We start from the raw sequence: 21955 nt of genomic DNA, 5'->3' as shown, positions 1-21955 counted from the left end.
ACGGTATGGAACCGACTGCAACAATTGAATATCATTCCCGGCTAATGCCTTGGTGAATGCAACGAGGAGGTGAACAAGATGAGCGCCATTTGGTGGGTCTTGATCGTTCTCGTTGTTGGCGCGATTTCCTTTGGGATAGGTTACTTCGTCCGAAAGTCGATTGCCGAGGCTAAGATTTCCAGTGCGGAGCAGGCCGCCGTTCAAATCGTCGAGCAGGCGAAAAAAGAAGCGGATGCGCTGAAAAAGGAAACGGTGCTGGAAGCGAAAGACGAAATCCATAAACTCCGTTCTGAGGCGGACAAGGACATTCGGGAGAGACGCAATGAGAATCAGCGTCTTGAAAGACGTTTGCTGCAAAAAGAGGAGTCATTGGATAAGAAATTAGAAGCACTCGAACGCAAAGAAGAATTGGTGGCCAACAAGGAGAAACGAATCGAGGAAACGCAGGAACAAATTGATTCTATCTACAGGCAGCAGCAAAGCGAGCTTGAACGGATCTCCGGGCTGACCACAGAAGACGCGAAGACGATTATCTTCACGAACGTGGAGCAGGAGGTTCGCCACGAAACGGCTCAGATGATCAAGGAGCTGGAGCAGCAGGCCAAGGAGGAAGCGGACAAAAAAGCCCGCGACATTATCTCTCTTGCGATTCAGCGCTGCGCGGCGGACCACGTTGCAGAGACGACGGTATCCGTGGTCACTCTGCCAAACGAAGAGATGAAGGGACGGATTATCGGCCGCGAAGGCCGCAATATCCGTGCTCTGGAGACTCTCACCGGCATCGATCTGATCATCGACGATACCCCGGAAGCGGTCATCTTGTCCGGATTCGATCCGATTCGCCGCGAGATTGCCCGTACGGCACTGGAGAAGCTGGTTGCCGACGGACGCATCCATCCCGCTCGAATCGAAGAGATGGTGGAGAAGTCCCGCCGCGAGGTGGACGAACGGATTCGGGAATATGGCGAGCAGGCGACCTTCGAGGTAGGCGTGCACGCGATTCATCCGGATCTGATCAAAATTTTGGGCCGTCTGAGATATCGGACAAGCTATGGCCAGAATGTGCTGAAGCATTCCATGGAGGTCGCTTATTTGACCGGACTGATGGCTGCGGAGCTTGGCGAGGATGTAACGCTTGCCAAACGCGCAGGTCTGCTGCATGATATCGGCAAAGCACTTGACCATGAGGTCGAAGGCTCACATGTCGAGATTGGCGTAGAACTGGCCCGCAAGTACAAGGAGCATCCTGTTGTTATCAACAGTATCGCTTCCCATCACGGCGACTGTGAAGCGACTTCGGTTATCGCGATGCTCGTTGGCGCAGCAGATGCATTGTCTGCCGCACGCCCTGGCGCACGCCGCGAGACGCTGGAGACGTATATCAAGCGCTTGGAGAAGCTCGAAGCCATTTCGGAGTCGTTCGACGGCGTCGAGAAATCGTACGCCATTCAGGCCGGACGCGAGGTGCGCGTTATGGTACAGCCGGAGAAGATCGACGATACGGAATCGTTCCGGCTTGCACGCGACATCACGAAAAAGATCGAAGCGGAGCTGGATTATCCGGGACATATTAAGGTCACGGTCATCCGGGAAACCCGTGCAGTGGAATACGCCAAGTAACGGCATAAGCAAGCCAGGCAGATCCCGCTCCCGCTGGAGCGGGATTTTGTCATTCAGGAGGATATTTGGTTATGAAAGTAATGTTTATTGGAGACATAGTCGGCTCCGTGGGCCGTTCCGCGCTTCGCAAAGCGCTGCCGGCTTTGCGCGGCAAATACAATCCCGACATCATTATTGTTAACGGTGAGAACGCTGCGGCGGGACGCGGCATTACAGCAGCTATCGCCAAGGAGTTTTTTGACCTGGGCGTAAACGGAATTACAATGGGCAACCACACGTGGGATAACCGGGACTTGTTCGAGTGGATCGATGATGAGCCAAGGCTCGTCCGACCGGCGAACTTCTCCAGCGAAGCTCCGGGCATCGGTTCCGCTGTCATCAAAGCTGGCAGCAAAAAGCTGGGCATTCTGAACGTACAGGGCAGAACGTTTCTTCCGCCGAACGACTGTCCTTTCCGTGCCGCCGATGACCATCTGGAGCGGCTGCAGCGCGAGACCAATTGTGTACTGGTCGATTTTCACGCCGAGGCGACCTCAGAAAAGATCGCCATGGGCTGGTATATGGACGGCCGTGCTTCCATCGTTGTTGGTACGCATACACATGTTCAGACGAATGACGACCGCATTTTGCCTCAAGGAACGGCATTTCTGACCGATGTCGGCATGACGGGCCCGATGGACGGCATTCTCGGCATGGAGCGCGATGCGGTGCTGTACAAATTTTTGACCGGGATGCCGTCTCGTTTTGTGGTCGCCGAAGGCGATTGGCATTTGCACGGAATCGTGGCAACGCTGGACGAAGCAACCGGACGCGCACAGCGGCTGGAGAAGATCCGCCTGACTGAAACTTCCCTGGCGATGTTCTAGAAATCGTCCAAGAAGGAATTTTTTGTCCTCTCTCGAATAGGTTATGAATATATTATGTCATGCCACCCATTCCCGAGGAGGTACTTTCCATGGAAGTTTTAAAAGTTTCCGCAAAGTCCAATCCAAATTCCGTAGCAGGGGCGCTGGCCGGGGTTCTAAGGGAACGTGGAGCTGCCGAGTTGCAGGCGATTGGGGCAGGCGCTTTGAATCAGGCCATCAAAGCCGTCGCAATTGCCCGAGGGTTCGTGGCGCCAAGCGGCGTTGACCTTATCTGCATCCCGGCCTTTACGGATATTGTCATTGATGGAGAAGACCGGACCGCAATCAAGCTTATTGTGGAGCCGCGATAATAATTGAATCGACCAACTTGAATCGACCTGTTTACCGTGTAAGCAGGTTTTTTTGTTGCGAAGAAAGACGCATATCACAAACTTCTGTCAGGAGGATGATTGAAATGGCCATAGCTGACTTTCATTGTGATGTTCTTAGCAAAATGTTATATCATTCGGAGTTAAATCCGCTTGATGCAAGCGTCAATAAAGGCGCGGTAACATTGGATGTGACATTGGACCGTCAGAAAATGGGGCATTATATGCTGCAAGCCTATGCCATTTATTTATCGGAATCCAAACCGAAGAACATCTATCCGGTGCTGCGGAGCATTGATCTGTTCCGGGAGAAAATTGCATCATGCCCCGATTATAAGATGGTGGTATGTCGTGACGATTTGCAGCAAGCCGTTGCGCAGGGCAAAATTGCGGCATTAATTACGCTGGAAGGCGCCGACGGGCTCGAAGGCGATTGGGCGCTGCTGCGCACCGTATATGAGCTTGGAGTCCGTATCCTTGGATTGACCTGGAACTATGCCAGTTGGGCTGCGGACGGCGTTCTGGAGCCAAGGCAGGGCGGTCTGACCGCTAAAGGGCGCGAGCTGGTGCGGATTAGCAAGGAGCTTGGTTTGCTGCTCGATGTCTCGCATTTGACCGATACGGCGTTTTGGGAGCTGGCGGAGCTGACGGAGCGGCCGCTCATCGCGTCGCACTCCAATACGAGAGCGGTTTGTCCGCATCCCCGTAATTTGACGGATGACCAGATTCGCGCGCTCATTGCGCTGGACGGACGAATCGGCCTGACTTATGTGCCATATTTTGTCTCCGATAAAAATAAAGTTGAGGTTGAGGATCTGCTGCCACATATCGAGCGGATCTGTTCTCTCGGCGGCGAAAATCATTTGATGCTGGGGTCTGATTTCGACGGCATCGACGTTTATATCGACGGGCTGAGGCATCCCGGCGAAGCGGGGAACTTGGCGGTTGCGGTGGAGAAGGCCTATGGGAAGACATTTGCAGACAAGCTGCTGAATGAAAATGCGATGAGCTTTTTGCTGAAAAATCTGCCTGAATAGCCGGATTGGCTCCGACTGTCGGGGTAGACGAGCTCATGCGAAAATCGCTGAAAGCACGCTGTTTAAGGGCTTCATTCATGCTCCAATTAGATTATCAGTTTCCGTTATAGGTTCCATTGAAATCCCGTATGCAGCAATATCCGATAATTCCTTGCATTTTTCAGGGTGCAAGCATAAAATTTATGAAAGATTGTGATTCAGGTCTCATAGCAGATGAGGAGTTGGACTTATCGTGATTAGTCAGCTGTCTTGGAAAATCGGAGGTCAACAGGGTGAAGGCGTCGAAAGTACCGACCGCATTTTCTCTACGGCCCTTAACCGTCTTGGATATTATTTATACGGATACCGTCATTTCTCTTCCCGGATTAAAGGCGGCCATACCAATAACAAAATTCGCATCAGCACGCAGCCGATCCGAGCGATTTCGGATGATCTGGACATTCTGGTCGCATTTGATCAGGAGAGCATCGATCTTAACGCGCCTGAGCTGCGTCCGGGCGGCGTAGTCGTCGCCGACGCGAAGTTCAACCCGGCGCTGCCGGAAGGAAGCGACGCTCGCCTGTTCGCGGTACCAATCACTTCCATTGCCGAAGAGCTGGGAACGTCACTGATGAAAAACATGGTTGCTTCCGGCGCTTCTTGGGCGCTGCTGGGATTGCCGCTTGAAGTATTCAACCGCGCCGTTGAGGAAGAATTTGGCCGCAAAGGCCCGGCTATTGTGGAGAAAAACGTTGAAGCCGTAAAACGCGGAGCAGAATTTGTTCTGGAGCAGGCGGGAGGACCGCTGGAGGAATTTGCTCTGGAGCCCGCCGATGGAACACAAAAGCTGTTTATGATCGGCAACGAAGCGATTGGTCTCGGCACGGTAGCGGCAGGCTGCCGTCTGATGAGCGCGTACCCGATTACTCCGGCATCCGAGATTATGGAATATCTGATCAAAAAACTGCCGAAGCTTGGCGGTACGGTTGTGCAAACCGAGGATGAGATTGCTGCCGTAACGATGGCGATCGGCGCCAACTATGCCGGCGTTCGGACGATGACCGCATCCGCAGGCCCGGGCCTGTCTCTCATGATGGAAGCGATTGGCCTGGCCGGCATGACGGAGCAGCCGCTCGTTATCGTTGATACGCAGCGTGGCGGACCGTCCACCGGTTTGCCGACGAAGCAGGAGCAATCTGACCTGAACGCGATGATCTACGGAACGCATGGCGAGATTCCGAAGGTTGTTATCGCTCCGGCGAGCATCGAGGACTGCTTCTACGATATGATTGAAGCGTTTAACATTGCCGAAGAATACCAGGTGCCGGTTATCGTTATGACCGACCTGCAGCTGTCTCTTGGCAAGCAGAGCTGCGAGCCGCTGGATTATGACCGCATCCAAATCCGCCGCGGCAAGCTGACCCGCGAGCTGCCAGAGCTGGAGCAAAATGTGCTGTTCAAGCGTTATGAGCTGACGGAAGACGGCGTATCTCCGCGTTCGATACCGGGCGACAAGGGCGGTTTGCATCATGTGACCGGCGTTGAGCATGATGAGACCGGACGTCCGTCCGAGAACTCGTTGAACCGCAAGCGTATGATGGACAAACGGCTTGGCAAGCTGAGCAGTCTGGTTGTTCCTGAAGCGATTCGTGTTGATGTGCCGCATGAGCGTCCGCAAGTGCTTATCATCGGCATGGGCTCCACGGGGGGCACGATCGATGAAGGCCGCGTTCGTTTAGAGCAGGATGGCATTACGACAGGACGCATTCTGGTGCGCCAGATTCATCCGTTCCCAACAGAGCAGCTGGTACCTTACCTGGAGGCGGCTGAAACGGTCGTTGTGCTCGAAAACAACGCGACCGCCCAGCTGGCTGCACAAATCAAACTGCATTGCGGCTTCGCGGACAAAATCCGCAGCCAGCTCAAATACGATGGCAATCCGTTCCTGCCGTCCGAAGTTTACGAAGCGTCGAAGGAGTTGAGCAAAGTTGGCAACGTTTAAAGACTTCCGCAACAACGTTAAACCGAACTGGTGCCCTGGCTGCGGTGACTTCTCCATTCAGGCTGCGATTCAGCGCGCTTCAGCGAACGTCGGTCTGGAGCCGGAACAGCTCGCGGTTATTTCCGGGATTGGCTGCTCCGGCCGGATTTCCGGTTACATTAATGCATATGGCCTGCACGGCATTCACGGCCGCGCTCTGCCAATCGCCCAAGGCGTTAAGCTCGCAAACCGCGAGCTGACCGTAATCGCGTCCGGCGGCGACGGAGACGGCTTTGCAATCGGCATGGCCCATACGGTACATGCGATTCGCCGTAACGTGAACGTCACGTACATCGTTATGGACAATCAGATCTACGGCCTGACCAAAGGCCAAACGTCGCCGCGCAGCGCCGAGGGCTTTAAGACCAAATCAACGCCGGAAGGCTCGATTGAATCTGTACTGTCTCCGCTTGAAATCGCACTGTCGGCTGGCGCGACTTTTGTTGCTCAATCGTTCTCCAGCGACTTGAAGCAGCTGACGGCTCTGATCGAAGCGGGCATCAAGCATGATGGCTTCTCGCTCATCAACGTATTCAGCCCTTGCGTTACCTTCAACAAGGTCAATACGTACGACTGGTTCAAGGAAAACATCGTTAACCTCGACGGCGAAGCTGGCGAAGGTTACGATCCGTCGAACCGTTTGATGGCAATGACAAAGATTATGGAGACAAACGGACTCGTCACCGGCCTTGTTTATCAGGACACGAAGCGCCGCTCGTACGAAAATCTCGTAACGGGCTTCAAGGAGCAAGGACTCGCGAACCAGGACATTCAGCTGTCCCGCGAGGAGTTTGAGAAGCTCACGGCGGACTTTGTTTAATTTTTATACTAATATTCCATCGTTGCGAAGTGGATTAACGGCGTAACGATGGGAAAAACGTTTATTCGAGAGATTCCATCGTGGAATTGATTCGGATAAACGTTTTTTTATTTTAGCCTATTAGGAAAAGCCGATTATATCATCTATACTTTCTTCTTCTGTAATCAGACATAGCAGCGGTAATTCCGAAAGAGGCCATGACGATGACGCCAAAGGAGAGCATTTGAAGGACATTCATTGTGCCGTTAAGCACATTAAATTGAGCATAGAATAGCCAAAGCAAGAAAAAAAGAATGATGAGTATACAAGTGAATACAAACAGATCAAACAAGAAGCCTACAACCCTCATCCGCTACAATCTCCTTATCGATTAAAGTTAGAGCATTACACGAATAGAAAATGGTTGAGCCATTTCATTGTGTGGTATTTATTGGAATAAGAATAGTGTCTAACATATAGATAGGCAAGTCAATTAATTGTTCCAAAGTGTGAACAAGTTAAAATCCCTTGTGTCCATTAGACATGGAGGGGTAATTTTCGTTATAATCGGTATTGCCTGAGAGGCAAGTCAACGGTTCGAATTCCACGGCCGAATTGGCCTTGCAAGGCGTACATCAGAGAGAAAAGCAAGAGTGGAGAAAGGAAGAATTGTCATGTCCAAACTCGTACCTGTTGGCGTCTCCGCACGCCATATTCATTTATCGCAAGAGCATATCGAGGTTCTGTTCGGAGCCGGCTACCAGCTGACCGAATTTAAACCTCTTTCCCAGCCCGGCCAGTATGCCGCTAACGAAACGGTTGCGGTAAAAGGTCCTAAGGGCTCTTTCCCGAAAGTTCGCATTCTCGGCCCGGCGCGTAAAGCGACCCAGCTGGAAGTGTCGCGCACGGATGCTTTTGCCATCGGCGTTAACGCTCCTGTGCGCGAATCCGGCAACATTGCCGGTTCGGCCGGCATTACGATCATCGGTCCTGCTGGCGAGGTGACGATTGAGGAAGGCGTAATCGTGGCGGCGCGCCACATTCACTTCCACACAAGCGATGCGGCAAACTGGGGCATTCAGGATCAGCAGCTGCTCAAAGTCCGCGTTGGCGGCGAGCGCGGGCTTGTGTTCGAAAATGTTATTGCGCGTGTGCATGAAAGCTTTGCGCTCGACATGCATATCGACACGGACGAAGCCAATGCCTCCGGCGTCAAAAATGGCGATACGGCTGAGGTTATCGGTTAATTCAAGGGATGCGAGTATAACCTGTATGAATACCGGTTCCTGCAAATTCAATGCGGCTGCCCTGTACGGGGCAGTCGTTTTTATGTTCAGGCAATGGTATAATAAGGTGTTAGTAAGACAAGCATAGGCGCAAGCCGCGTCGTTCTATACCAAGCATGAGACAGGAGCGAATTGCAATGGCAGAACAACATACCGCATCTCCGACTGCGGACGGTAAACATTCGAGCATTCACGACCACGGTCCGAATTGCCCGGTAGAGGTATACAACACAAGGGATCTGCTCGTACGCGAAGACATTATGCAGAAAGCCCGCGAGCTGGCCGGTCTGATCTACTCCTCCGACGAGGTTCAGCAGTTCCGCAAGGCTGAGCAGCAGATCAAAGGAAATGACCGGGTCCAGACGCTAATGGCGGGGCTGAAGAAGAAACAAAAAGAGCTCGTTGCGTTTGAACAGACGTTCAAAAACCCTTCCATGGTGCAAAAAATCGAAGGGGAAATGGACGAGCTGCAAAATGAGCTGGACGGAATTCCGATTATTGGCCAATTTCAGCAAAGCCAGACGGATATCAACTACCTGCTGCAAATGGTCGTTTCGATCATTCAGGATACGGTGGCTGAAAAAATTACGCTTGACGGCGCACGTCCGGAAGATCCGGAAAGCTGCGACGAATAAACGCGTAACAGGGATTGCTGCCCGCTCTTGCGAGTGTTCGCAGCGTCGACAGCCTAATCCGCCATCCAACGGAATGCAAAATAACAGCCGCGCAGAGCATCTGCGCGGCTGTTTCATGTGGTGAATATTAAGCGCTCAAGCTTGGCGGGCATAGGGCTCAGCGGATGAGCCTTTGCGGCGCAGCAGACGAAGGGAAGGCAGATAAGGGCGGAGAGCAATTGCCGCAGCGGCTACAACGACATTTTTGAGCAGGTCCGGAAGCAGATAAGGGTAGCAGCCTACAACCATCGCTTTTTCAAAGCTCATGCCGGCGACATGCATCAGCCAAGGGATTCCTCCTACGTAAGTTAACAGCGAGCCGACAACCTCCATTACAGTTAAAACCAGCAGGAAAGCAAGCGTTTTGTTACGTGCGCCAATAGTCTGCAATATTCTAGGCACGATGAGTCCGATAATAAAGGCGCAAATCGGGAACATCCATAAAAATCCGGCTGTTGCTCCCGCAAATAGAGCAAGCCCGCCTCTACCGTCAATCATCGGCAGGCCGGTTGCAGCCAGCGCGTATACTAACAGAATGCTGAGGAAGCCGTCTCTCGGGCCGAGAAACGCTCCTGCCAGGGCAACAGCCATCGTTTGCAGGGTAAACGGCACCGGGGAAACGCCGAACTGAATCTGGATGGCACTGAACAGCACGAACAGAGCTGCAAACAAAGCGATAAATACAACTCTGCGCAGCGGGGACATGGACGACATCAACAATTCTCTCCTTTAAATATGCAGATTGATATGTAAACTTTAATCTGATAGATTTGGTTAACAAACGGATTGTAGCATAGAGCTAAAGCTTTGAGAAGCGGGTTTCAAGTTTTTCTGTACCGCATGTGGAGGCAGGATGAAATGAAAGAAAATATAGAGGGAGCTGCACCTGGAACCGTCCCAAACAGCCCTCTGCTGCTGGAGATGATCGGGCATCGGGTAGAGGCTGAAGGTGCAGACGGGATGAGGCTCATATTTGGACCGGCCGATCTGAAGATTGAGCAGGGAGAGTGGGTTGTGCTTGCCGGGCTCAACGGAAGCGGCAAATCGACGCTGCTGCGCGAGCTGGCTGGACTTGGAATGTTTCTGGACGGACCGCGTTTGCGGCGGCATGCCGCTGCTCCGTATGACCGGAAGCCGTTCCCGGTTGTGCTGCAGCGCCCGGATGCGGCTCTCGCCGGTACGACACCATGGGAAGATGTTGTGTTAACCTTGGAGTATGCAGGGGTGGATGGAAGGCTTATTAAGCAGCTGGCGGAGCGGACACTTGATTCTTTCCGCCTATTGGAGCTGGCCCATGCACCTGTTGACGGACTATCCGGCGGACAGAAACAGCTTGTTGCGATTGCCGGTGCCGTTGCAGCGGGGGCGCCGATGCTGCTGTTTGACGAAGCAACCTCTATGCTGGACGCAGATTCTGCGGCACTTGTTCTGACGCGCGTCCGGGAGCTGCATGACGGAGGCCGGACGATCATCTGGGCAACTCAAAAGCTGGAGGAGCTGCGCCGGAGTGACCGGGTGGTAGCGATTCAGGCTGGCTCCGTCATCTTTGACGGCAATGCAAAGCGTTTTCTGGAGAAAAACGGAGACACTCTTTCGCATTGCGAGCAGGCGGGGTTAAAGCTGCCATATATCGTGGAAACGGCCTATGAATTGCGTAAACTTGGCGTTCAAGCTCCATCTGGGCCACTGGCTCCGCATGAGCTGGCGGCTGTGTTTAACGTCATGGAGAGCGTTCATGTGGAAGCTGGGGATAACAGCAGCGGGGCCGAATCCGGTGATGAAAACGATCAGACGGATACGGTTCAACCGCAGCAGGATGATCTTATCACAGAGAATTTTCTCCCCGATGCGGCTGCAGGGAGTGCTGAAAGCGGCCAACGGCTCCGTTTTCGCGCCGGAGCGATTACGCTGCTTGTCGGCAGCAACGGCTCCGGCAAGTCGACGCTTTTGGAATCGCTGGCCGGACTTCGCAAACCGGCTGCGGGCAGCATTTACTACAGAAGCATGCCCTTATGGGACCAGCAGCGGCCTGTCCGGGACACGCTGCTTCAATTAGGCGTGACGCTGCAGCAGTCCGAATCGCAGTGGTTTTGCCGGACGGTGCGGCAAGAAATGAACTACTCGTTGAAGCCATACCGTCTGGGCCAGGAAGACAATAAACGCCGCATTGCTGACGCATTTCAAGCTGCAGGATTGCCGGAAGCATTGCTGGAGCAAGATCCCTGGACGTTAAGCGGCGGCCAGCAGCGGCGGCTCGCGCTCGCCTGCGTGCTCGCCTGCCAGCCTGCCTGGCTTTTGCTGGACGAGCCGACTGCAGGTCTGGACCCGGACGGTCTGGAACGGCTGAGCGCTATTTTGCAGTCGCACCGGGCTGCTGGCCGCAGCGTGGTTGCGGCGGTGCACGGTCTGGAGGCGCTGCTTCCGATTGCGGACGAAGTCGCCATTATGCAGGGCGGACGCATCCGGAAAACGCTGCCTGCGGCGGAATATGCCCGCCGGCTTGCCCGCGACGGCGGTGCATCCGCGCCGCAAAGGCTCTTTGCCGCTCAGTTGTTAGGAGCTGGCGGCACGCTGTGGCATACGCCGAAGGAGCTTGCTGCGCGGTTGGCGGGCGCAGCTGCGAGCGAGGCTTTGAGCTCTCGCGCAGCTGCAGCTGGATCAAAAGCCGAATCCAGACGACAAAACGTTGAAAAGGATTCATCCTGGCAGGAGGATTTGCCTGAGCGAAACAGCATGTCCAGGGAAGCTGAAGCTCCCGGCCAAAAAAGAGTAGCCCCGAACGGCAATGCTCCAGCCAATGCTCCAGCCAATGCTCCAGCTAATGCTCTAGTTCATGCACCAGTGAATGAACCTGCGCAGACAGCCTTTATTCCTGCAGCAGAGAAGGCTCTGCCCGATCCGCGCGCGCTGATCGGCGGCTTTGCGCTTGTTTCCGCCGCGATGATGGCCCAGCAGAGCTGGACTGGCGTGTTAACTTCATTGCTGGCAGCAGTGCTGATTATCCTGCCGCACCGCAAGCTCGTTACGCCTTACGCAGCGTTAGTCCGCGGCTACGCCATTTTGACACTCATATTGGCTGGCATCGCCGGTCTGCGGCTCGCCCCGTTAGGGTTTGAGGCAGAGCCGGCACTGACGGCAGCGTTTGCTCTTGCGCGCTTGCTGTCCATTATGCTGCTCGGTTTGCCAATGCTTGCGCTAATTCCGCCTTTTCGTATGCAGAGAGCGGCGGATCAGCTGCTTGCGCCTTTGGCCCGGTTAGGCGTTCCTGTAGTTCGAATTACATTGGCCATCTCGCTCTTATTTCGCTTTCTGCCCATGCTTACAATGGAGTGGCAGCGGTATGCACGAATAGCGGCGGCTCGCGGAAAGCTGCCGGCACGTCCCGGCAAAGTTCCGCCGCGTATGATGGCCAGCATTGCCATTCCGTTTTTACTGTCGCTGCTGCGGATAGGGGATGCCGTAGCGGATGCGCTTGAAGCCCGCGGCTTCGGACACGGCGCTAAAGCGAAAACGCTGGCGTTCCGGCTTCGCTTCAGCCGGAACGATTGGATGCTGCTGCTGGCTGCTTGCGGATTGTCACTCCTGTTGTTCGTACTATCGCGGCTCATTCCGTGATTTTCCTAGGCTTGACGCCAGGAATCACATAACAATACGACAAAATAAGATAAGGAAAAAGCATGTACAGATGCGGCTCAATCGCGGATAATGTGGGGGATATCTCTGCCGGAGCAGAGGAATCTAGTCCAACGAAGAAGCGAAGGTGCCGAAAGTGGAAGCAGAAGGACGGCCAAACCGTGCCCGTCTGTTGAAGTACGGGATGGTCATGAGCCCCCGCGTCTGGCTCAATGCACGAATTGACCTTGCCGCCAGCTGTTTGTTCAGTCTTTTTAATGTAGTCATCAATCAGTTCTTCATCGCTTTCGCGCTCAAGGAAGGGGCGACCAACGCCCAAGCCGGTCTGCTAGTCGCAGCTCCGGCGTTAGGTCTTATTTTTTCTCCGATCTGGGCGGGGCTTATTGAAAAAATCGGACATGCCAAAACCTTCGTTGTCATCCCGAACTTAATCGGACGGCTGCTGATCATATTCCCGGCATTATTTCCGCAGCCGGAGGTTTATGTCGCAACCGCGGTCGCCTTTCAATTTCTCATGGGCATTCAAGCTCCCGCATATGCGGCGTTTCTGCCCAAGGTGTACCCGCCTGATCTGCGCGGCCGGCTGATGGGTTATGTGCGGATGGCATCCGGCGTCCTGATGATTCCGCTGTCGTTCGGCGTTGGCGTCTGGTCGGAAGCGGCAGGCCCGTCCGGACCGCTCCTTGCCGCCTCGTTAATGGGGGCAGCTTCCATTCTGCTGTTCAACACAATGAAGGTTCGCAAGGAGCCTCCGCGCCGCATCGCGGCTCCACGATTTAATTTGCGCAGCCAGTGGGAGCTTGTGCGCGGCAATCGGGCGCTGGCCGTTTTTCTGGGAGCGACGATGTTTGCCGGTTTTGGCAACATGCTGGCTAATCCGCTCTATCAGATTATGCAGGTATCCGTACTGGACCTGTCGAATACGGAAATAGGATTGTCCCGTGTCGCTTATTTTACAGCGCTGCTGTTAACCTATCTGATTGCCGGCCGGCTGATTGACCGCTTTGACATTCGGTACACGCTGCTTGCGGGAATTGCGGCTTATGCGATTGTGCCGATGATTTACGGCTTCTGGCAGTCGTTCACGGCTGTTATGGCAGGCAGCTTCATTCAAGGAGTAGGCGAAGCAATCTGGGATATTGGCATTCTCTCGTTTATATTCAAGCTTGCTCCGGGCAGGGAAGGCGCTGTATTTTCCATTCATCTCTTGCTCTTTGGAATCCGGGGAACAATTGGACCGCTGCTTAGCACGAGTGAACTTACGGCTGATTTGCCGCTGACCACATTGCTGCTGGCCGCCTCGGCATGCGGCTGGATTGGAACGCTGCTGTTTGCGTTCGGTTCACGGCGCAAGGCTGGCTCAACAGCAGTGGAAAAGCCGACATAACGGCGGCAAGTTTACTGTGCAGATGCTGGCATCGGAGTTCTGCTCGTTTCCGGTGCAATCCGGTCCAGTCATGGACCGGCTTTTTTATATGCAGCCGTTTGGCAAATTAAAATCCAGATTTGAAAACTTTTCCTAATTTTATCTCGTCTAGTCGTTTAAGAAGCATTTGCCGCGGCCTGCGGCTGCAAAGGAGCCAACCTGATTATGGAGCCGGAACCGGTCTCTTCCGGGGAACAGAGCCGCCAGCGGTATCTAGTCCCCCGATGGCTTGAGTTGATCGCGATGCTGGTTCTTGCGATTTTAATATCCTTGCTTGTGCAGCAATACGCTATTGCGCAGACGGAAGTGCACAACATAAGCATGCAGACAACATTGAGAGAAGGAGAGCGGCTGCTGGAAAATAAGCTGGCGTACGTTGCCGGCTCTCCCCGGCGTCAGGATATCGTCATCATCTACGGACCCGAAAGCGAACTGCGGCTCGTGAAAAGAGTGGTCGGGCTGCCAGGGGAGACGGTTACGATGAAGGACGGACGGCTGTACATAGACGGAGCTCCGCTGAGAGAGCCGTACGCCTTGGGAAGAACGGAGCCGCTATCGCTTAAGCTGCCCTTCACTGTGCCGGCCGGACATGTCTTTGTGCTTGGCGACAACCGTGAGTATAGCGTGGACAGCAGAGAGCTCGGACCGGTGCGCATCAGCAGCCTGGAGGGCAAAATCATTTTCCGCATCTGGCCGTTTCATCAAGCCGGATTTGTCGATTAACTGCTCGGCACAGCTGAAGCAGCACTGACTAAAGGAAGGAGCGCCTTATGCCGTTTACTTTTTCTCATCCGCTGTTTGCCATACCGCTCAAAAAGCTTGTGCCGCGCCTTAGCGTCACCGGCTTGGCGCTCGGAAGCATGAGCCCGGATATGGAATATTTTATTGCCATGGAGCCATACCGCTCAATCGGCCATTACTGGCAGGGCTTTTTGCTGCTTGGCGTTCCCGTAAGCATCGCAGCCGCAGCCGCGTTTTACCGCATTTTGCTGCCGCTGCTGCCCCGGCTGCTGCCCGCAGCCGGTTCATTGGACCGTTACGCGGCTGACAGGGCGGAGTCCGCAATTAACCGCAGTCCAAGCGGTGTTTCCGGCTGGTTGTGGTTCTTTATGTCGCTTTACATCGGTTATTTAACGCATCTGTTCATGGATGGCATGACGCATACGTACGGCTGGCTTGTGCTCCGTTATCCTGAGCTGCTTTATCAGCAAACAGCGGGGATAAAGCTGTACAGCTGGCTCCAATATCTATTCTCTCTGCTCGGTATGCTGGCTTTTGCGCTTTGGCTAATGTTCGACTACGGCAAATGGCTGCGTGCCCGGCGCAGCCAATCTTCCCAACCCGCAATGCCGCTTGAATTCCGCCGCCAGCGGCCGCTGAGCAAGCTGCTCGCCTGGATGGTATCAGCGGCTGCCGGTTTTCTGCTGTTTGCGCCTAAAATTTTGTTTGCCGAACGTCCGGACGATATTGGCTTATGGCTTGTATCCGCCTGCAGCGCCGTGTTGTTCGGATTGTTCGCAGCGGGGCTGCTCACTGGAGGCAGAGGCGGTTTGCTTGCCGGCAGGCTTGCGGGGCTGATGCTTGTCTTTCTTTTAGCCGCAGCGTTCAAGACGTTTTCCATACTCAGTGAAACGATGCCGGACGTTTACAGCGCCAATCCGCTTTTCATCTGGATTGCGTATATATGGGTGCTGTCGCTCCTTGTATGGCTGTTGTCCTCCAGTACTCCGCGATATACAGCTTCTGCAGCTGTTATTCCGCGAACTGCTGATGCGCGCAGTAAATTATAAGTTCAACCGGGATCCCCGCGATCCCGGTTTTTTTGTATTTTGTTGAAAAGCGTTTATACTTTTGTAAGAATTGCGTTCAAATTGGTTCATATCTGTCGATTACAATAAAATCAGCTTCAGGTTGGAGCTGCAGCCGGGAGGGGGAATGCCGGTTTGTCGATACGTTTGAGGCTGCTGCTTTCGTACATTATGATCACGTTTGTGCCGCTGCTGCTTGGCATCATGCTGCTCGCGTTCTTCGTCCATCTGCTAGGGTATACCGATTTGCGGGACGTGTTTGCGCAAAACCGGGATAAGTCCTACCGCCAAACGGTGCTGCTCGGTGAGATGTGGTACGTGCTCAACCAGGATTCGGGCAAGCTGCTGGATGAAGGTTATGTAAGCAATCTGGACCACCGGCTTGAGGAAATTAAGAGCGGCTTTGTTTACACGAAACCGGACGGGGAGCTTTATGCCTCGAAGGTTGCACAAGTGAACCCTTATCCCAAAGACTGGTTTTCAGACACAAGCAACGTATCGGAAAAACAGACCGTGGGCGGCTACAGCTATTCGGTTTACAACGTAAAATTCAGCTATCCGGATGGAAAGCTGGCGAAGGCGGCTCTAATTTACCGGGAAGACGATATACCTGTTTTTTGGAAGCCATATGTAAATCTATTTTTGCTTCTAATCGTTGTGCTTTTTATTGTTTTAACCAGTTATTTTGTAGCGCGAAGCATTACTCGGCCGCTTGCCACGCTGAAAAACGCCGCTCTTTCTTTAAAGGAAGGCAATCTGGAGCCAGTGCCGCTTCCGCGCTCCCGCAATGAGCTCGGCGAGGTCGGCAGGGCGTTTGAGGAGATGCGCCTCAGGCTCAAAGCGACTATCGTGAAAATGCAGCAGTACGAGGAGAACCGTAAAATGCTGCTATCTCATATTTCACACGACCTCAAAACGCCGATTACAGCTATTAAAGGCTACGTCGAGGGAATTATGGACGGAGTCGCCAACACGCCGGAAAAACAAGAAAGATACATGCGCACGATTTACAACAAGGCGGACGGGATGGACCGGTTGATCGACGAATTATTCCTTTATTCCAAGCTGGATTTGCACAAAGAGGAATTTCACTTCCTGAACATGGATCTTACCGCATTTTTGAGGCACTATATGGAAGATCAGCAGTTTGAAATGGAAAAAATGGGGATACAGCTTCATCTTCGAACGGAAAATAAGCCGGTTGTTGTTCGTGCCGATGCTGAAAAGCTGAGCCGGGTGCTCGGCAATATGCTGCAGAACAGCTGCAAATATATGGCGATGCGCGGAACGGATCGGGATGATTCTCCTTCCGTCACAGTGGGCATCGGTTTATCCGGCTCTTTTGCCAGCCTGACGGTGGAGGACAACGGCCCGGGCATTGAGACGGAGGCGCTGCCGCATTTATTCGACCGGTTTTACCGCGCGGATTTGTCGCGATGCTCAGAGACAGGGGGAAGCGGCCTGGGGCTCTCCATCGTCCGCCAGATCGTGGAAGAGCATGGCGGGATTGTTTCCGCGATGAATCGCCCGCTCGGCGGTGCCGCTTTTGTAATACTTCTGCCGCTGGCAGGCGGACGGGAGGAGGACAATCGTTGAAACGAATTTTGATCATTGAGGATGAAGGAGCAATTGCCGAACTTCAGCGAGATTACCTGGAAAGCCACGGATTTTTTGTCGACATTGAACCTAGAGGCGATGTCGGGCTGCAAAAGGCTTTACAGGAGACATACGATCTCTTCGTGCTTGATGTGATGCTTCCCTTTATGGACGGCTTTGAAATTTGCCGCAAAATCCGCCAAAACAAAAACACGCCAATTCTAATGATCTCCGCACGCAAAGAGGATATCGATAAAATTCGCGGCCTCGGGCTAGGTGCGGACGACTACATGACCAAACCGTTCAGTCCCGGCGAAATGGTTGCCCGCGTCAAGGCGCATCTGAGCCGTTTCGACCGTCTGACCGGTACGGCTGCGGCCGAAGCGCCGGAGCAAATTCGCGTACGCGGGCTGCTTATCGACAAAACCGCGCACCAGGTGACGGTGAACGGTGAGGAGAAGGGCTTAACGAACAAGGAATTTGAGCTGATTCAGCTGCTCGCCTCGTATCCGGGACGAGTATTCAGCAAGGAAGAATTGTTCGAGCGGATTTGGGGTTTCGATTCATTGGGCGATATAGCAACCGTGACCGTTCATATCCGCAGGCTCCGGGAAAAAATCGAAGAGTTCCCATCAGATCCGAAATACATCGAGACGGTGTGGGGAATCGGATACCGTTTTAAATTATCTTAATCTAAAGGTATGTGCGGCATTATTGCCGCTTAACCGATAAATAGTAGAGTAGAGAGAAGGAGTGGATGTCTGCTTGAAAAGCATCATTAATTTTTCATTGAATAACAAATTTGCTTTATGGATTATGACGATTATCATTCTGTTTGCCGGTATTTATGCCGGTACAAACATGAAGATGGAGACGATGCCGGATATTTCCGTTCCGATCGTCAGCGTCACGACGGTTTATCCGGGAGCTTCACCTGAGGAAATTATGGATGCCGTCACGTTGCCGATTGAGCAGGCGACGAGAAATTTAGACGGAGTGAAAAATGTTTCCTCCACCTCGATGGAGAACGCTTCGTCGATTGTTATTGAATACAACTACAGCAAAAACATGGACAAAGCTCAGGATGAGGTGCGTGAAGCTCTCGACAGCCTGAACTTGAAGGACGGAATTCAGGATCCGACCGTTTCACGGATATCCCTGAACGCGTTCCCGGTTCTGTCGCTCAGCGTTTCAAATGACAAGTTGAATCTTGCCGAGCTGACTTCAGTTGTAGAAAACAACGTGCTGTCGGAGCTTAGATCGGTTGAAGGCGTAGCATCGGTGCAAATATCCGGTCAAAACGTCAAAGAGGCTGAGCTCAGCTATAAAACAGAAGAGCTGGCCAAACTGGGCCTGACGGCTGAATCGGTGCAAAATGCGATTAAAGCTGCGGCAATCAGCGTACCGCTGGGCATTTTCCCGTTCGGCGACGAGGAGAAGTCAATTGTCGTAGACGGAAATGTTATGTCGGAGCAGGATCTGCTTAATATCGAAATTCCGCTGATGCCATCCGGTGCAGGAGGCGCTGGCGCAGGTGCAGGAGGCGCACAAGGAACAACCGGTGGCGGAGGCCAAGGAGCTGGAACAGGCGCTGGTGCAGGCGCAGGGAGCTTCAAGCTTCCTACCGTTAAGCTCAGCCAGGTAGCAGACGTTAAGGTGCTGGACAAAGCGGAGTCGATTTCCCGCACGAACGGCAAGGACGCCATTGGCTTGTCCATCGTTAAAGCGGCCGATGCCAATACGGTCGATGTGACCGAATCCGTCACGAAGCGCATGAACGAGCTTGTTAAAGATCATGATGGCATGAGCTCCATCATTACGCTTGACCAAGGCGAGCCGATTAAAGATTCGGTCGAGACGATGATTTCCAAAGCATTGCTCGGAGCAGCCTTTGCCATTCTGATCATTCTGGTCTTCCTGCGCGATCTGCGCTCGACGATTATCGCGGTTGTCTCGATACCGCTCTCCCTTCTCATTGCAGTGCTGATCTTGCAGGAGATGGACATAACCCTTAACATCATGACGCTTGGCGCGATGACCGTCGCAATCGGACGTGTCGTCGACGATTCCATCGTCGTTATCGAAAATATTTACCGGCGCATGGCAATGTCCGATGAAAAGCTGAAGGGCAAGGAGCTTATGCTCTCCGCTACGCGCGAAATGTTTCTTCCGATTTTGGCATCTACCATCGTAACGATTGCCGTATTTCTGCCGCTTGGCTTTGTTACGGGCCCGATCGGCGAAATATTCCTGCCGTTTGCTCTGACAATCGTATTCGCGCTGCTGGCATCGCTGCTCGTAGCCATTACAATCGTGCCGATGCTGGCTCATATGATGTTCCGCAATGGGCTGAAAGGCACAAAACATGAAGACAAACCGAGCCGTCTGGGCAACAGCTACAAACGTTTACTGAATTGGACGCTGAACCATAAAGCGGTTTCGTTCGGGGCGGCGGTATTGCTGCTCGTCGGAAGCCTGTTCTTGTTCCCGCTCATTGGCGTCAGCTTTATTTCCAACACCGGCGACAACTCCATGATCGTCACGTACAACCCGACGCCGGGTGAAAAGCTGGAGGATGTGGAGAAATACGCGCTGGATGCGGAGAAAAAGCTTCTGGCACGTGAAGGCGTTGAGGTCGTTCAGTATTCCATCGGCGGCAGCAACCCGATGAATCCTGGCGCGACGAAACAGGCGCTGTTCAACCTCAAGTACGATCCGGAATTCAAAAACTTCGAGGATGAGAAGGAAGCCGTCATCAAGCTGCTCCAGGAGAGCGGCAGCCAAGGCGAATGGAAACAGCAGGACTTCACCGGCGGCGGACTTGGCGGCAGCGGCTTGACGGTTACCGTATTCGGCCCGGACATGAAAACATTGGAGCCGATCGTGGCTGATGTGAAAAAGCAGCTGGAGCCGGTTAAACACCTGAAAAACCTGGATACAAGCCTGTCGGAGACGTATTCCCAGTACCGGATCGTTGCTGACAGTAAAAAGCTGAGTGAAAACGGGCTTTCCGCAGGCCAGCTGGCGATGGCGCTCAGTCCAGTTCGCGAGCGTCCAGTGGTAACAACAATTGAGAAGGACGGCGATGAGCTTAACGTTTACGTTAAAACGGAATCCCGTTCCTATACCGACAAAGCGTCTCTGGAAAATGCGCCGATTACGACGCCGCTTGGCACAACCGTAAAACTTTCTGACGTGGCGGCAATCGAGGAGGGCACCTCCCCAAATACGATTACCCGTCAGGGAGAGCGCGTTTACGCTGATGTAACGGCCGAGGTTACCTCGAGCGACGTCAGCAAGGCTTCTGCCGAAGTGCAGAAGATTATTGACGGACTTGATCTGCCGGACAATGTGGATGTTCAAATGGGCGGCGTAACGCAAGATATCAATGAGTCGTTCACCCAGCTTGGATTAGCGATTCTCGTTGCTATCGCCGTTGTATACCTCGTGCTTGTTATCACGTTTGGCGGCGGGCTTACGCCACTGACGATTCTGTTCTCGCTGCCGTTCACAGTTATCGGCGCGTTGGTAGGACTGCTGATTGTCGGTGAGACCGTTAGCGTGACGGCTCTGATCGGTATGCTTATGCTGATCGGCATCGTCGTAACCAATGCCATCGTACTGATTGACCGCGTTATCCATATGGAACGCGAAGGCCATACGGTTCGCGAGGCGCTTCTGGAAGCAGCCGGCACGCGTCTTCGTCCGATTCTGATGACGGCTTTGGCGACAGTCGGCGCTCTGCTGCCGCTGGCGCTCGGCTTTGAATCAGGCGCCTTGATTTCCAAGGGTCTCGGTGTGACTGTTATCGGCGGTCTTATCAGCTCGACGCTGCTGACGCTGATTATCGTGCCAATCGTATACGAATTCCTGAACCGCCGCCGCGTGAAGCGGCAAGCAGTAAAGGAATTGAACGGTTAAACCGAGCATAACGAAAGGCCAAACCTTAACGGGTTGGCCTTTTTTTACATTTAATTTGCATAACGCTAACATGAAGAACATAATTAGTCCTCATACTCGCTTTAAGAGGTCTAGACATGCTGCGTAAAATGCAAAAGAGGGCAGGTGATCAGGCTTGTCGCCACGATACATGGAAATAAAAAAAGCGCTTGAGGAGCAAATGGACCGCGGCTTGCTGCCTCCAGGGTACCGGTTTCCATCGGAGCCGGAAATGGCAGCGAAGTTTGGAGTAAGCAGGGAAACGTTCCGGGCAGCGGTCAAAAAGCTGGAGGAAGAAGGGAAAATTCGGGTTCAGCACGGAGTCGGCACATTTGTGATCCGGCAGTTGGATCATGTGCCGAGCAATCTGAACCGGCTTCAATCGACGAGCGAAATGTTGAGGGCGGCAGGTCTGCAGGAGAGCGACCGGCATCAGACGGTGCGGCACGGCGAATGCACGGAAGAGTGGGCCGCCTATTTGAACCTGAAAGCCGGGGATCCCGTTGTCATTTTGGAACGCGGCAGAATGGCGGACGGAGAACCTGTGATGACATCGGTTTACATTTTGCCGAAATCGATTGCTGGCCGTTCGTTTGACAGCGCAGCGTTCAGCGGATCTCTGTTTCAGTTTTTGGAGCACGAGTTAGGCATTACGATTCGCAAAAGCCATACCGAAATTAAGGTTCCGCCTGCTAGCGATCCCTATGTAAAAAGCTTGGCCGTTCATCCCGATACGGGGGTGCTGCTGATGCAGCAAACTCATTATGACGAGAACAATTTTCCCGTATTTTATGCGTACGATTACTTCCGCAACGACGTATTTCGCTTTTGGATTGATCGAATGCGTTAATTGGTTCTAGCATTTTGTTAACATAGGCGAAAA

At 53.3% G+C, this 21955-nt stretch carries 17 protein-coding genes; 16 read left to right on the top strand and 1 reads right to left on the bottom strand.

Features of this window, described 5'->3' with window-relative positions:
• The first annotated feature begins 78 nt into the window (after positions 1–78).
• The 8 genes from rny to M3223_RS01030 all read left to right on the top strand — a co-directional run bounded on the left by rny (position 79) and on the right by M3223_RS01030 (position 8631).
• Positions 79–1620, top strand: coding sequence for a ribonuclease Y (gene rny / locus M3223_RS01065; protein WP_251558090.1), 1542 nt, complete (start codon positions 79–81; stop codon positions 1618–1620).
• A gap of 71 nt (positions 1621–1691) precedes the next feature.
• Entirely contained in the window at positions 1692–2486 is a 795-nt protein-coding gene (locus tag M3223_RS01060; RefSeq protein ID WP_251558089.1) for a TIGR00282 family metallophosphoesterase, read from the top strand.
• An 89-nt stretch (positions 2487–2575) separates the two neighbouring features.
• A complete protein-coding gene (locus M3223_RS01055; RefSeq protein WP_006286829.1) occupies positions 2576–2836 on the top strand; it encodes a stage V sporulation protein S in 261 nt (86 codons plus the stop codon).
• A 104-nt stretch (positions 2837–2940) separates the two neighbouring features.
• On the top strand, positions 2941–3891 hold the full coding sequence (locus M3223_RS01050; protein ID WP_285891084.1) for a dipeptidase: 951 nt from the start codon (positions 2941–2943) through the stop codon (positions 3889–3891).
• 232 nt (positions 3892–4123) lie between these two features.
• A complete protein-coding gene (locus M3223_RS01045) occupies positions 4124–5872 on the top strand; it encodes a 2-oxoacid:acceptor oxidoreductase subunit alpha (protein WP_251558088.1) in 1749 nt (582 codons plus the stop codon).
• On the top strand, positions 5859–6731 hold the full coding sequence (locus tag M3223_RS01040; protein WP_251558087.1) for a 2-oxoacid:ferredoxin oxidoreductase subunit beta: 873 nt from the start codon (positions 5859–5861) through the stop codon (positions 6729–6731). The genes M3223_RS01045 and M3223_RS01040 overlap by 14 nt, the downstream gene beginning before the upstream one ends.
• 653 nt (positions 6732–7384) lie before the next feature.
• Positions 7385–7957, top strand: coding sequence for a phosphate propanoyltransferase (locus M3223_RS01035; RefSeq protein ID WP_251558086.1), 573 nt, complete (start codon positions 7385–7387; stop codon positions 7955–7957).
• Between the two features lie 176 nt (positions 7958–8133).
• On the top strand, positions 8134–8631 hold the full coding sequence (locus tag M3223_RS01030) for a RicAFT regulatory complex protein RicA family protein (protein ID WP_251558084.1): 498 nt from the start codon (positions 8134–8136) through the stop codon (positions 8629–8631).
• A 135-nt stretch (positions 8632–8766) separates the two neighbouring features.
• Here M3223_RS01030 and M3223_RS01025 read toward each other — a convergent pair whose 3' ends face one another.
• The gene (locus tag M3223_RS01025; RefSeq protein ID WP_251558083.1) at positions 8767–9384 is read right to left on the bottom strand and encodes a biotin transporter BioY; all 618 of its coding nucleotides are present in this window, start codon (positions 9382–9384) and stop codon (positions 8767–8769) included.
• Between the two features lie 144 nt (positions 9385–9528).
• Here M3223_RS01025 and M3223_RS01020 point away from each other — a divergent pair, with 144 nt between their 5' ends.
• The 8 genes from M3223_RS01020 (at position 9529) to M3223_RS00985 (ending at position 21922) form a co-directional block, all read left to right on the top strand.
• Positions 9529–12285: an ATP-binding cassette domain-containing protein gene (locus tag M3223_RS01020; protein WP_251558082.1), complete on the top strand. Its 2757-nt coding sequence runs from the start codon at positions 9529–9531 to the stop codon at positions 12283–12285.
• Between the two features lie 145 nt (positions 12286–12430).
• Positions 12431–13690 (top strand): MFS transporter, encoded by a 1260-nt coding sequence (locus M3223_RS01015; RefSeq protein WP_251558081.1) that lies wholly within the window; start codon positions 12431–12433, stop codon positions 13688–13690.
• 204 nt (positions 13691–13894) lie between these two features.
• Positions 13895–14452 (top strand): signal peptidase I, encoded by a 558-nt coding sequence (gene lepB / locus M3223_RS01010; RefSeq protein WP_251558080.1) that lies wholly within the window; start codon positions 13895–13897, stop codon positions 14450–14452.
• A gap of 47 nt (positions 14453–14499) precedes the next feature.
• Positions 14500–15519, top strand: a complete 1020-nt coding sequence (locus M3223_RS01005; RefSeq protein WP_251558079.1) for a DUF4184 family protein — start codon at positions 14500–14502, stop codon at positions 15517–15519.
• 153 nt (positions 15520–15672) lie between these two features.
• Positions 15673–17133, top strand: coding sequence for a sensor histidine kinase (locus M3223_RS01000; RefSeq protein ID WP_251558078.1), 1461 nt, complete (start codon positions 15673–15675; stop codon positions 17131–17133).
• Positions 17130–17825 (top strand): response regulator transcription factor, encoded by a 696-nt coding sequence (locus M3223_RS00995; protein ID WP_251558077.1) that lies wholly within the window; start codon positions 17130–17132, stop codon positions 17823–17825. Before M3223_RS01000 ends, M3223_RS00995 begins: the two co-directional genes overlap by 4 nt.
• 73 nt (positions 17826–17898) lie before the next feature.
• On the top strand, positions 17899–21054 hold the full coding sequence (locus M3223_RS00990) for an efflux RND transporter permease subunit (protein WP_251558075.1): 3156 nt from the start codon (positions 17899–17901) through the stop codon (positions 21052–21054).
• A 154-nt stretch (positions 21055–21208) separates the two neighbouring features.
• Positions 21209–21922, top strand: coding sequence for a GntR family transcriptional regulator (locus tag M3223_RS00985; RefSeq protein ID WP_251558073.1), 714 nt, complete (start codon positions 21209–21211; stop codon positions 21920–21922).
• Positions 21923–21955 lie beyond the last annotated feature (33 nt).

Source organism: Paenibacillus pasadenensis (assembly GCF_023715725.1).
Lineage (GTDB): Bacteria > Bacillota > Bacilli > Paenibacillales > Paenibacillaceae > Paenibacillus_O > Paenibacillus_O pasadenensis_A.
The sequence above is the reverse complement of the archived record's forward strand: the minus strand, read 5'-3'. Positions and strand labels throughout refer to the sequence as shown.